The organism is Halochromatium sp., assembly GCF_054919635.1.
Genome location: NZ_JBUDPI010000085.1, coordinates 1 through 12,020, shown reverse-complemented (window position 1 = coordinate 12,020; position 12,020 = coordinate 1). Strand labels below are relative to the sequence as shown.

At 62.3% G+C, this 12,020-nt stretch carries 12 protein-coding genes; 4 read left to right on the top strand and 8 right to left on the bottom strand.

Features of this window, described 5'->3' with window-relative positions:
- The coding region (locus ACY693_RS07355) for an aminotransferase class I/II-fold pyridoxal phosphate-dependent enzyme (RefSeq protein ID WP_462321179.1) at positions 1 to 869 on the bottom strand (869 nt) is incomplete at its 3' end.
- Between the two features lie 172 nt (positions 870 to 1,041).
- A complete protein-coding gene (locus tag ACY693_RS07350; protein ID WP_462321178.1) occupies positions 1,042 to 2,142 on the bottom strand; it encodes an Sfum_1244 family protein in 1,101 nt (366 codons plus the stop codon).
- Positions 2,143 to 2,291: 149 nt separating this feature from the next.
- On the opposite strand from ACY693_RS07350, the gene ACY693_RS07345 reads away from it, so the two are divergent.
- Entirely contained in the window at positions 2,292 to 2,846 is a 555-nt protein-coding gene (locus ACY693_RS07345) for a hypothetical protein (protein ID WP_462321177.1), read from the top strand.
- Positions 2,847 to 2,865: 19 nt separating this feature from the next.
- On the opposite strand, the gene ACY693_RS07340 is transcribed toward ACY693_RS07345, so the two are convergent.
- Entirely contained in the window at positions 2,866 to 3,687 is an 822-nt protein-coding gene (locus ACY693_RS07340) for a DNA-formamidopyrimidine glycosylase family protein (protein ID WP_462321176.1), read from the bottom strand.
- A gap of 30 nt (positions 3,688 to 3,717) precedes the next feature.
- On the opposite strand from ACY693_RS07340, the gene lpxD reads away from it, so the two are divergent.
- Positions 3,718 to 4,881, top strand: a complete 1,164-nt coding sequence (gene lpxD, locus ACY693_RS07335; protein ID WP_462321175.1) for a UDP-3-O-(3-hydroxymyristoyl)glucosamine N-acyltransferase — start codon at positions 3,718 to 3,720, stop codon at positions 4,879 to 4,881.
- Between the two features lie 727 nt (positions 4,882 to 5,608).
- Complete coding sequence (locus tag ACY693_RS07330; RefSeq protein ID WP_462321174.1) at positions 5,609 to 5,956, top strand: HPF/RaiA family ribosome-associated protein; 348 nt, start codon at positions 5,609 to 5,611, stop codon at positions 5,954 to 5,956.
- 37 nt (positions 5,957 to 5,993) lie between these two features.
- Here ACY693_RS07330 and ACY693_RS07325 read toward each other — a convergent pair whose 3' ends face one another.
- The gene (locus ACY693_RS07325; protein WP_462321173.1) at positions 5,994 to 6,695 is read right to left on the bottom strand and encodes an SDR family NAD(P)-dependent oxidoreductase; all 702 of its coding nucleotides are present in this window, start codon (positions 6,693 to 6,695) and stop codon (positions 5,994 to 5,996) included.
- A gap of 225 nt (positions 6,696 to 6,920) precedes the next feature.
- Between ACY693_RS07325 and ACY693_RS07320 the strand changes: the two genes are divergently transcribed.
- Positions 6,921 to 7,856, top strand: a complete 936-nt coding sequence (locus tag ACY693_RS07320; RefSeq protein ID WP_462321172.1) for an NAD(P)H-binding protein — start codon at positions 6,921 to 6,923, stop codon at positions 7,854 to 7,856.
- Between the two features lie 211 nt (positions 7,857 to 8,067).
- Here ACY693_RS07320 and ACY693_RS07315 read toward each other — a convergent pair whose 3' ends face one another.
- The 4 genes from ACY693_RS07315 to ACY693_RS07300 form a co-directional block, all read right to left on the bottom strand.
- On the bottom strand, positions 8,068 to 8,586 hold the full coding sequence (locus ACY693_RS07315; protein ID WP_462321171.1) for a rhodanese-like domain-containing protein: 519 nt from the start codon (positions 8,584 to 8,586) through the stop codon (positions 8,068 to 8,070).
- Between the two features lie 363 nt (positions 8,587 to 8,949).
- The gene (locus ACY693_RS07310) at positions 8,950 to 9,597 is read right to left on the bottom strand and encodes a response regulator (protein ID WP_462321170.1); all 648 of its coding nucleotides are present in this window, start codon (positions 9,595 to 9,597) and stop codon (positions 8,950 to 8,952) included.
- Entirely contained in the window at positions 9,597 to 11,201 is a 1,605-nt protein-coding gene (locus ACY693_RS07305; RefSeq protein ID WP_462321180.1) for a GAF domain-containing sensor histidine kinase, read from the bottom strand. The genes ACY693_RS07310 and ACY693_RS07305 overlap by 1 nt, the downstream gene beginning before the upstream one ends.
- A 20-nt stretch (positions 11,202 to 11,221) precedes the next feature.
- Positions 11,222 to 12,020: ATP-binding cassette domain-containing protein (locus tag ACY693_RS07300; RefSeq protein WP_462321169.1), on the bottom strand; the 799-nt coding region annotated here is incomplete at its 5' end.

The following is a 12,020-nucleotide window of genomic DNA, read 5'->3' as shown; positions in this document are numbered from 1 at the left end:
GGCGACTCCAGCGCATGAATCGCGGCGACTTGGATCGGCGTGAAGGTGCCATAGTCCAGGTAGGACTTGATCCGCGCCAAGGCCGCGATCAGCTGTGGATTCCCGCACATGAAGCCGATGCGCCAGCCGGGCATGTTGTAGCTCTTCGACATCGAGAAGAACTCGACCGCGATCTCCTTCGCGCCCTGCACCTGCAGGATCGACGGCGCCTTGTAGCCATCGAAGACGATATCGGCATAGGCGATGTCGTGCACCACCCAGATGCCATGCTCGCGCGCAATCTCGACCACCTGCTCAAAGAACGCCAGATCGACGCACTGAGTGGTGGGATTGCCCGGAAAGTTCAGCACCAGCATCTTCGGCCGCGGCCAAGAATCCAGGATCGCCCGGCGCAGTTCCTCGAAGAAGTCGACCTCAGGCGTGAGGCGCACATGGCGCACGTCGGCGCCGGCGATGATAAAGCCGTAGGGATGGATCGGATAGGCCGGATTCGGCACCAGCACGGTGTCGCCAGCACCCATGGTCGCCATCGCCAGATGGGCCAGCCCCTCTTTGGAGCCGATGGTGACGATGGCCTCGCTGTCCGGGTCCAGCTCGACATCGAAGCGATCGAGGTACCAGCGCGCAATCGCACGGCGTAAGCGCGGAATGCCACGCGAGACCGAATAGCGGTGGGTATCGCGGCGCTGTGCAGCCTCGACCAGTTTGTCGACGATGTGTTGCGGCGTCGGCTGATCGGGATTGCCCATCCCGAAGTCGATGATGTCCTCACCTCGTGCTCGGGCCGCAGCCTTCAACTCGTTGACGATATTGAAGACATAGGGCGGAAGCCGCTCGATACGGCGGAAACTCGGCTGCGGGGCGACCACGGAGACCTCTATTTCGGGAAGGGATGATCATGAGAGTGTACCGCCGACCTCTGCGGATCAAAAGCAGGTGACACCGAGTATGACTCGCTCAGGCACCGACAAGGCTGGCTCAAGAGCCCATGAGGCGTCGATCAGATGCCCGGGAGGGCCGACGAGCTCGGCAACCCCGCCTCTAGAGATGCCGCGCCGACACCAGCTCGCGGATTGGCCCCGCCGCCTCGGCGCCCTGCTGGCGATAGAGCTCTAGCATCGCAGCCCCGAGGTCATGCCAATGGTCACGGCCGAGCTCGGCCAACTCCCGAAGGCCCGACAGATCCGCATCCTGGCGCCAGGACTCATAGGCCTCAGCCAGTGAGGGAAAGATGGACTTGCGCATATTCGTCAGATTACCGACATAAAAGTGCAGCGCAGCCGGCTGCGCTGCGGTGTCGATGCGCTCCAGCAGCTGCGGCAGGGTCACCAGGCAGTCGGCCAGATGATCACGCACGGCGCGCGCCATCAGCTCTGCCGGCGTCTGCGCCAGGTCGAGCAGCATCTCACCCCAGGCGACATCGCCCAGCAGCAGGCCGGCCCGATGCTCGCCTTGCTCGTGCAACAGGGTATTGTCGATCTCGCGATCTGTCATCGCGTTCAGGGCCGCATCGAAATCGCTGTCGAAGGCGTAGCAGGCGAAGGCCCGCCCAAGCGCGTTGTCCGGCCGACTCCAGCGCCAGCTCTCCAGCTTCTCCCAGAGCATCCGGCGCAGGGATTCGCGACGCAAGAAGATGGTCTTACCGAGCGACATCGCCGGGGGCGCCGTCAGATCGCGCGCGTGCTCCTCGGCCGACACATAGACCGAGCAGTCGCCGTTCTGCGCGCAGCGCTCGAGGTCGGCGAGGAAGAAATGAGGCTTCGCCTGATTACCGAGCCCGCTGCTGTAGACCAAGCCCTCGGGTGCCAAACGGGCATTGATCGCATCGGCATCAAAGGGATCGAAACGCTCGCCCGCAATCTCGACCGGTGATAGCTCGGCGTCCACCAGCTCGTCCCAAAGCTCCTCGCGCGCGGCCAGCCACTCGCCGACCGCATCCTTCTCCAGCGCTGCACCCAAGGGCAGATGCTTCTCCCAGCGATAGTATTCGCGCATCTTCATCAGATAGATGCAGAGCGAGTAATCGCCGCCGTGACGGGCATCCGAGATGTGGCAGTTGCGTTGAACGGTCTCCGCCAGGGTCTGTACCTGATACTGCTGCATGCTGTTGCCAACCTGTTTTGAGCGAGGAAGCGGACCCACCTGAGGTCTCTCGGGCGCGGGCTTGAGTTGATCGCGCTCCGCCCTAGCTTGAGTCGTATAATTAGGGTTAGTTTACCTAGTAAAATACTCAGAAATAAAGTCGACAGTCGGGGGTTAGGTGAACCGCCGCGCACAAGCTGGAGTCACGCATGGCGTTACGCATCAAGAGTCACTGGTGGAACGACGAGCAACAACGCTCGCTCGACGAGATCGGCGGGGCGCTCGCCTTCATTGCCTGGCGGATCGCGGTCGACAAGGCGATCGTGCTGCACTGCGAGCGGTTTATCTATCGCGACGACGCCCAACGCCTCGAGGTCATTCAGGAATATCTGGTGTTCCTGATCCAGATCGCCGACCGCCTGAGTCACGAACTCCTCGACGATGCTCAACGCCGTGACCTGATCACGGCCTTCGCGAAGAAACTCGTCGAGCATGTCCAGGACAACAGCCAGGATCTGCTCGGCCCGGGCGACTATGGCTCACCCTTTCTGAGCCGGCTCAATGCTCGCTCTGAGGAGTACGCCGAGTTTCAGCTCGATGATGAAGGTCCGACCTACCCCTTCCTGCGCCATCTCGGCTTCGAGGTCCAGCAACTGATGGGGCGCGAAGAAGAGAACCGCTGGGTCATCGATCAGGTGATGGACAAGGACGGCTGGGACGCCTACAAACGCTTTGCCAAGGCCTTCCGTGATCTATTCGAATGACGTTCGCGGCTCATGCGGCTCATGCGGCTCTCATCGAGGCTGGACCCGGTGAGTCCGACGGCTGGCAGCGCTCACACCAGTAGGTCGAACGCGGCTGTGCCCCTAGGATCGCCCGCCGGATCCGTGTCTCGCAGCGCAGACACGGCAGGTCGCGGCGGCCATAGACCCAGAGATCACCACGTTGATCGGGCGCGAAACGCGTCCTGCGCGGACCACCGCCAAGATTGGCCTTGAGCAGCTCGGCAGCATGCCGATACAGCGCAACCAGGGCCTCATCGCTCAGGCTGCCCAAGGTCGTCATGGGCGCATAGCGCCCCAGAAAGAGGAGCTCGGACTTGTAGACGTTGCCGATACCAGCCGCAAGGCGCTGATCCAAGAGCACATCGACCATCAGGGCTGCGGGCGACAGCAGCTCGCGAGCGCGCTGCAACAGCGCTGAGGGCTCGAACGGCTCACTGATGAGGTCCTGGCCCAGCCGATGTTGCTGATCCGCCAGTCGAAAACTGCCCTGCTCAAGCCACTCGGCCTCTTTGGCGTTGAAGCACACGTAATCCCAGTCGGGCGCCTGTAACAGGATCGAGGCCTGCCGGCGTGGGCGCTGCCAAGCCTCGCCAGGCCGGTAGCGATGCCAGCTGCCATAAAGGCCGAGATGGCTCCGCAGCAGGCGACCCTTGTCCAGTGCGATATAGAGATGTTTACCCTGAGCCTGAATGTGCTCGACACGCGCCGAACCGGCAGACGCACCGAAGGCCGGATGCAGCCGCAGCGTCTGGATCTGCTGGCCAGCCAAGGCCTGATCCAGAAACAGCGCCAACTTGCTGATGGTGTCGCCCTCAGGCATTCGATTGATTCACAGAGATAGGAAACCCGTATGGTCCTCGATTTTGCTCAGCTCTGCGACCTGCTCGAGATACCGCCGCCTGCTGATAGGCTTGCTGCCCCGAATACTGATGACAACGCGAGTCCGGATGCCGACTTGAATCGAGGCCGGACCGACCTCGACCCGCCTGTCACTCACCCAGCAATCAGTCAACCGCGAGTCAACGGGTTTACGGGCGTCAACACCCTAGCACTCGCTGGACCAAGCCACTTCTGCTTTGCCGAGCACGCCGACCAGGCCGAAGCGGTGAGCGCGAGCCGAGCCGGCGCCGTGATCGTCCCGCATGACTTCCCCGCCATTGCTGGACCCCCGCTGCTGCGTACCGAGCGCCCGCGTGAGCGCTTCTTCAGCATCGCCGAGCGCTTCCTTCCAAGATGCAGCCCTGCAGGCATCCACCCCAGTGCTGTCGTCGACCCCAGCGCCCAGATCGGCAAGGCGGTCTCGATCGGACCGAATGCTGTCGTCGGTGCCGGCGTTCGCATCGGTCCGCGCTCGGTGATCGGCGCCGGCTGCGTGCTTGAGCGCGACCTGGTCATAGGTGCTGACTGCATCCTTGATGCCAATGTTACCATCCAGTCCGGCTCCGAGATCGGCGACCGCTGCATCCTGCACTCAGGCTGCGTGATCGGCGGCGATGGTTTTGGCTTTGCTTGGGACGGCAGCTCGCATCGCAAGGTGCCTCAGCTCGGGCGTGTCGTCATCGAGGACGAGGTCGATATCGGCTGTAATGCCTGCGTTGACCGCGCCACGCTCGGCGAGACGCGCATCCGCCGGGGCACCAAGATTGACAACCTGGTCCAGATCGCGCACAACACTGATATTGGTGCACACGTGATCCTGGTCAGCCAAAGCGGCGTCGCCGGAAGCAGCCGCCTCGGCACCGGGACGGTCGTCGCCGGCCAGGTGGCGATCTCGGACCACCTTGAGATCGGCGCCGGCGCCCGGATTGGCGGACAATCCGGCGTGACCAAGGACGTGCCAGCTGGAGCGACCATCTTTGGCACACCGGCGCGACCGATGAAACAGACATTGCGCGAGCTCGCGGCCCTTGCCCAGCTCCCAGCGCTGAGCAAGGCGGTTAAAGGCTGGCACGCCGAGCTTGTTGAGCTGAAGCAGAGGCTCACCGAGGTGGAGCGCTCCCTACGCGAACCTTGATGACCCTGATGCCCAAAGGACATGGAGAACGGAGCAGAGAGGCCGGCTCGCTGCCAAAAAAACCCCGCCAGAGGCGGGGAACACGACAAGGAGTCAGAGAGCTTCACTGAAGCTCGCTGGGTTCGAGCCGAGAATAGGGATAAAGTTCGCCGCTGAGGTCGGATCAACACCAGACGAAACTTAGGGGATTAGGAACGTCGAGTCGCGAGCCCAATGTCTGACAACGACTAAGCGGAGCCTAGAAATCCTAGTGTGGAACCGCCATCTTTATGGTATCGTCGGTGGAGTAATGGAAAGGTCTTAATGCGCCGCCGCCCCACCTCTCTTGCGGTACCGGCCCCAAAAGGAATCATGTATCAGATGACGCCTCGGGCAGCATCCTTGCGCTAGCACCAGCTTCGGCCGATGAACCGGCGGTACTGGAAGCAGGAATAATGCCTAGAGGGCCAAGGCCAATCCGGAATCATTGCGGTATCGCGGCGCTGGTCGCGCAGATGAACAGGCACGAAATATCCCGCCACATCCCCTTGGTTCAACAACCCTCCGTGAAGACCCATCCCATCAAGCACGGAGCCACGCTTGAGCGGACCCATCGTTAACGCGTCGAGTCCGTAACGAAGCCCGAGCCTGATCTCGAGATGACCGAACGCAGCGATCAGTGCTCGGCGACCAATGCGACCTCGTGCAGCGGCATTCGGCGTCTTGGTCCCATTCAATGAGGTAGTGAATGAGCGTTAGAATTTCTGGAGACTTTCTTGCGTTAGACAATCGCATCAAGCGCCTAGTCAATCAGCAGGCGCAGGCGATTCAAGCCAGTTTCCCTGGTCGAGATTACGAGATTCAAGCCCGAATCGCCGAGGAGTTCGACCAAATCAATGGCCATCGCGTCCGCTTCGAGCTGATTGTGACCTCGCCCGAACGACAACAGATCATCGTCCGCGAAGCGCAAAAGAAGGCCGAAGAGTCGATCGAGTCCGCCTTCAGCAGCCTAAAATCGAAGCTCCGCCGCCTTGGCGCTCGGCGCTTTCAGCAGGCGACCCCAACACACGCGACCTTGCCCGCCGCCAGCACCTAAGGCGCCGTTCATCGACGGCGCCGCGATCGTCCTGTGGTTAGAGCATCCGCAGTGAAGACAGTCCTGCATCGACCCTGATCACCTGACCGGTAACAAGGCTGGCTTCGGTCAGCAGCCAACGCGCGACCCCAGCGAGCTCGCCTGCTGAGCCGATGCGCTTCAAGGGGTGCCGCTCAGCAGCGGCCCGCCGCTTCTCCTCGCTGCTCAATAGACGACTGGCTAAGGGCGTATCGGTGATCGTGGGCGCAATCGCGTTGACCCGAATCTCTGGTGCCCATTCGGCGGCTAGCGAGCGCATCAGCCCCTCGACGGCGCCCTTCGCCGCCGCGACTGACGCGTGAAAGGGCATTCCAGTACCGACGGCAACGGTGGTGAACAGCACGACAGAGGCCCGGCCGCTACGCTTTAGGGCCTGGTAGGTCGCCTGCAGCGTGCGCACGGCACCCATCAGGTTGAGATCGAGGTCTTCGCGGAGCTCTTCCTCCTGCAAGCGACCAAAGGGCTTCAAACGGATACTCCCCGGGCAGTAGACCAGCCCATCAAGCCGCTCTGGAAGACAATCACTCGGAAACGGCTCGCTTAGTGCATCCCAGCGTATCCCCCGGCACGAGGCTGCATCCGGCGCCTTTTCGGGCGCTCGCGAGAGATGGACGAGCTGATGACCCTGCTCGGCGAGTGATGCGACAAGCGCCGCGCCGATACCAGAGCTTCCGCCAACGATGAGGGTATTGTTTGCCAAGCTGGCCTCCTGATTCCTGTAAACGATGTGAAGGCTCAGAAAGTCTAGACTCGTCATCTCCTTTGCAATGCTAGATTTGTCTACTGCCTTGCCATACATTCCTTGGACATGGAGGATCGAGCCCCAGTCCAGGGCGTCTCTTCGCTTGCGTTTCGAGCGTCCATCCCTCAGCTCGATCAGTGACGCGAGCATGATCATCTAACCACCACATCCAGGAGACCTCTGATGAGGATCGGAATCATCGGCGGAACCGGCTTCGTCGGCAGCTACATCGTTGACGCCCTATTGCAGGCAGGGCACGAGCTTCGTGTGTTGACGCGACCAGGCAGTGAGCACAAGCTCAACCCCGACCCAAACTGCACCCCTGTACCTGGCGATGTTGCAAATGAGGCCCACATACGCGACTGCCTCGACGGAACCGATGCGGCGATCTACCTCATCGGTATCTTGCGGGAGATGCCGCAACAGGGCATCACCTTTGATGCCTTGCAGCGCCGCGGCGCCGAGCGCACGATCGCGGTCGCCGAAGAATTGGGGGTAAGCCGGTTCCTCCTGATGAGTGCAAACGGCATCGACACCGAGCCCACCGAAGACCAGACCCCGTATCAGAGCACCAAGCTTGCTGCTGAGGAACGACTCAAGCAATCGAGCCTGCAGTGGACCATCTTTCGCCCTTCGGTGATCTTCGGCCCGCCGCGCGGTCGCATGGAGTTCTGCACACAGCTGAAGGCGGAGCTGATCGACAGTCCCTTGCCGGCACCGCTGTTCTTTGCCGGCCTTTCACCGCTCGATGCAGGAGGATTCCAACTCGCACCGGTGCATGTCGAGGATGTCGCCGCGGCGTTCGCGACTGCGCTGACGCGCGATGACGCCATCGGACAGACCTACGCCCTCTGCGGTCCGGACAACCGCAGCTGGAAAGAGATCCTAAAGACGCTGGCGCAGGTCAGCGGCAAGTCGAAACTGATGCTGCCGGCTCCAGCCTTGGTCCTAGAGCCGGTCGCCGCCCTGCTCGGCCGTTTCAGCTGGTTCCCGGTGACGCGTGATCAGCTACACATGTTGTTGAGCGGCAACATCTGCAGCGACGATGGGCTGACCCGCCTGGGAATCAACGCTAGACCCTTCGATCAAGTCACGCTGAGCTACTTGACCAATCCTTAAACGCCATCGGGAATCCAATCATCATCGATCCAAATGCAAGCGCCGTAGGCTGCTGCTGGGAGGGCGTCTGGTCAACCCTATGCAGCCTATTCAGCGCGTTTCTTGGCCACGATGGTTGATCAGCAATCGAGCCGGGCCCGCATTGGCCGGGCTCCAGGGTCGTCGTGACCCTCGGCTCACAGCCCTGACCAGAGCAGCTTAGCGCGATCGTTTAGGCCGCGTTGCTGTCTTCCAGTGGGCTCTCAACCGGGCTCTCCACCGGGTTCTCAACCGGGCGCAGCTGCTCTGGGCGCAGCTTCGGCGTGAAGTAGACATCGGCATCATCAAGATCGACCGCATTTCCCTCGCCATCGACCATCGGCTGATCGTAATCCTTCCAGCCCCGAACGCCGGTCTGGAGTGAGACGACATTCTGGTACCCCAGGACTTGCAATGAATGCGCGGCCAAGATGCTGCGATTCCCCGAGCGACAGACAACGACGATCTCGCGCTCACGCGCCCGAACCAGCTCGGGCTCGGTCTCCTCATAATCCCACTCACAGGCCGACTCCAGGATGCCACGCGGCACATTGAGCGAGCCGGCGATGTGCATGGCGGCGAACTCGTTCGGCTCGCGCACGTCGAGGATCAAGAGATCAGGATTCGCCTCCAGCCGCTCCTCGAGATCCCAGGGCATGATCTCGCGCACATCGGTGAGACAGTTGCTGATCAGTTCCAGAAAATTCTTCATTGCTACTCCGTTGATTGCTTTCGCCTGTTTGCTTTCGCCTGCTCGCTTTAACCTAGAAAGAGCAGTTGGACGGTCGTCAGGGTGCGTCCCGCGCGGTGTCCAGCAAGGCACAACGAGGCGGAATAGTCGTTCTATTCCAACGAGTTGTAACGAAGCTGGGCGCCGCGCGGGGCGTGCCATGGCGGCCGTAGCGACGTTCAGCCAGCGGGTGAAGATCGCAGGCGGTCTGAATCTCAACAGACACAGGCATTTGCATACACTCCGAAGCGGTCAACTGCTCTTTCTAGGTTTAACGTGAACCAAGCGCTTCATCGTCCGGTGTGGCCGCGCGCCATGGCCGTGTGCCAATTTGTTTTGTCTGGCCTATTGCCGGTCGCAGAGCCCCTGCTCGACGGCTAGGACCGCGGCCTCAACACGTGAGCGCATCTTCAGCTTGCGCAAGATGGACTTCACGTGCAGCTTCACGGTGCCCTCTGAGATACCAAGCTCATTGCCGATGACCTTGTTGCTCTGACCCCCCGCGAGATGACAGAGGATCTCCATCTCACGAGGTGTCAGATCGGAGAATGCGAGGGCAGGCTCGTCAACCGCGACCGACTCCTGGCGCACCGCGCGCGCCAGTGCCCCGGTCAGCTCAGGCGCAACGATGGTCTGTCCAGCGATGATCCCTTGCAACGCGGCGACCAGCTCATCGGGCTCCATGTCCTTGAGGAGATAGCCGTTGACGCCAGCCTGTAGCGCCTCAACCACATCACGCTCATCGGTACTGGTCGTCAGCATCGCCACCCGACGCTCGATGCCTTCTTGGCGCATCTTGCGCACCAGCTCGATCCCGTTCTCACCGGGCATCCGCAGGTCCATCAGCACCACGTCGGGCGCACAGTCTCGGGCCAGGCGCAGCCCAACGTCGCTGTCGCCAACCGCATCGATCACCTCGATGCCGCGTCGCTCGAGAAGCTCGAGCAGGCCGATGCGAAACAGGGCGTGATCATCAATCAGCAGCACGCGCATCAGCTCACCTGCTCCGCGGCAGCGCCACGCGCACTCGGATTGAACACCAGCTCGATGCGGGTACCTTCGCCTGGCTCGCTCTCGATGTTCAGCGCCGCGCCGATCCGCCGCGCCCGTTCCTCGAGGATCGACAAGCCGATATGCTCGCCCGGATGGCCACTGCGCCTTGGGGTGCTGAAGCCGACGCCATCGTCTTCGATCAGCAGCACGTACTCGCCGGTCTGTTCACGGGTCAGCAGCACGCGAACGGTCTCGGCCTGCGCATGCTTGCGCACATTGGTCAGGGTTTCCTGGACAATCCGCATGATCTGTAGCTCCTCGGCGGCCGAGAGGTCGAAGGGTCGGCACCCCATCTGAAACACCGCATGGATGCCGGTGCGTTGCCCAAAACGGCGCGTGATCTCTTCAAGCGTCGGCATCAGCCCGCGCCGATCGAGCGGTGCACGGAAGCTCGCCAGCAGCTCGCGCAGCTCGCCATGCGCCTCGTCGATGCCGTTGCGAATCCGCCACAGATCGGCCTGGGCCTCGTCTGGGATCGCATGCCCGGCGAGCGCATCGGCCAACATCCGCACCTGCAAGCGCAAGCTGGCCAGGGTCTGCGCCAGGGAGTCGTGCAGCTCATGGGCGAGCGAGCTGCGCTCCTCCAGGATCGATAGCCGGCGCGCCTCGTGGTCGGAACGGTACTTGGCGATCGCCACGCCGATGTGCTGGCCGATGGTTGCGAGCAGATCGAGGATATCCTCTCGCCGACTGATGCCGGAGCGCTCGATGAAGATCGAGTAGGCCCCGAGTAGCTCATCATGGTGCTTGAGCGGGACGGTCACCACCTCGAGCTCATCACTCTCGAACATGCGCCGGCCATAGACCCGCGAGCAGTAACGCAGATCATTGTCACAAACGATCTCGCCCGGGCAGAGCACGGTGCCACAGAGACAGAGGTCGACCGGCGCCATATCCTGCTCGCGCACCAGATCATCATCCAGGCCAATCGAGCCGACCAGCCGCGGGCTGCCATCAGGCGCCACCAGCCGCACCGTCGCCGCGCGCCCATTGACCATCTCCTTCAGCGTGCGCAAGAAGCGGATCAGCAACGCATCCAGACTCTCAGCACGGGCAATCTCAGCGGCGACATCGTAGAGGATCTTCAGCGACGCCGTCTTCTGCGCCAGGCGCATGGTTTGACGCGCAACGCGCGTGTCCATGTCTTCATAGAGGTCGGTCAGCTCCGCGTTCAGGGCGCCGATATCACGCGCCATGCCATCCAGGACGCCGACATTCGACAGCGACCGACTCGCCCCCGGCTCGCCCTGACAGACCCGGGCGACGGCACCCTCGAGACTGACCAACGGCATCAGCAGCTGTGTCTTCAGCCGCACAGCGGCAAACAGTGCAGCCCCGAGTCCGGCGCTGAGAAAACCGAGGCAAAGCCATTTTGGCCAGGTCTGGCCGGGCGAGACGATATTGACCAGCAACAGACCGAGCGCGCCAAGCAGCGCCAACGCCACAGTCGCCAAGGGCCAAGCGAGCCGCGCTGAGACCAGGATCTGTCGCGCGCGACTCGAGGCCTCGGCGCGCGAGGCTCGCCCCCTGTCCTGATCCTCCAAGGCCGGTTTAAAGCGCAGCTTCAAGACGCGACCCCCTGTTGATCGGCTTCCCGCTGGCGTTGTTGCAGCTCCCACATCGCCGCGTAGGTGCCACCCTGAGACAGCAAGCGCTGATGCGCCCCTTGCTCGATGACACGTCCCTGATCCATCACCAGGATGCGATCGGCATCGACCACCGTTGAGAGCCGATGCGCGATCACCAGCGTCGTGTGGTCCTCCGAGACCTCGGCGAGCGTCTGCTGGATCGCCTGCTCGGTGCGGCTATCAAGCGACGAGGTCGCCTCATCGAAGATCAGAATCCGCGGCCGCTTGAGGATGGCGCGGGCGATGGCGACCCGCTGCTTCTCACCCCCGGAGAGCTTAAGGCCGCGCTCGCCAACCACGCTATCCCAACCATCTGGGAGTGCGGCGATAAACTCAGCGATATGCGCCAGCTCGGCCGCGCGCCGGATCTCGGCCTCGCTCGCGTCTGGTCGCCCATAGGCGAGGTTGTAGCGGATGCTGTCATTAAACAGCACCGTGTCCTGGGGCACGACCCCGATGGCCGATCGCAGGCTGTCCTGCAGGACGCCGCGAATGTCCTGCTCATCGATCAGGATGCGGCCCTGTTGCGGGTCGTAGAAGCGAAACAGCAACCGGGCCAGGGTCGATTTGCCAGCGCCGCTATGGCCCACCACGGCGACCTTCTCACCGGGATCGATGCGGAAATCGATCTCACGCAGGATGGCGCGCTCGGATTGGTAATGGAAGCCCACACGCTCAAAACGCACAGCGCCCTTATTCAGCACCAGCGGTGGGGCGCCCGGCGCATCGGTGATC

What these genes read in the sequence shown, in the direction of transcription:
- ACY693_RS07345 (WP_462321177.1), top strand. Translation starts at nt 2,292, where the DNA reads ATGGCGTTACGCATCAAGAGTCACTGGTGGAACGACGAGCAACAACGC.
- ACY693_RS07340 (WP_462321176.1), bottom strand. Translation starts at nt 3,687, where the DNA reads ATGCCTGAGGGCGACACCATCAGCAAGTTGGCGCTGTTTCTGGATCAG.
- lpxD (WP_462321175.1), top strand. Translation starts at nt 3,718, where the DNA reads ATGGTCCTCGATTTTGCTCAGCTCTGCGACCTGCTCGAGATACCGCCG.
- ACY693_RS07330 (WP_462321174.1), top strand. Translation starts at nt 5,609, where the DNA reads ATGAGCGTTAGAATTTCTGGAGACTTTCTTGCGTTAGACAATCGCATC.
- ACY693_RS07320 (WP_462321172.1), top strand. Translation starts at nt 6,921, where the DNA reads ATGAGGATCGGAATCATCGGCGGAACCGGCTTCGTCGGCAGCTACATC.
- ACY693_RS07315 (WP_462321171.1), bottom strand. Translation starts at nt 8,586, where the DNA reads ATGAAGAATTTTCTGGAACTGATCAGCAACTGTCTCACCGATGTGCGC.
- ACY693_RS07310 (WP_462321170.1), bottom strand. Translation starts at nt 9,597, where the DNA reads ATGCGCGTGCTGCTGATTGATGATCACGCCCTGTTTCGCATCGGCCTG.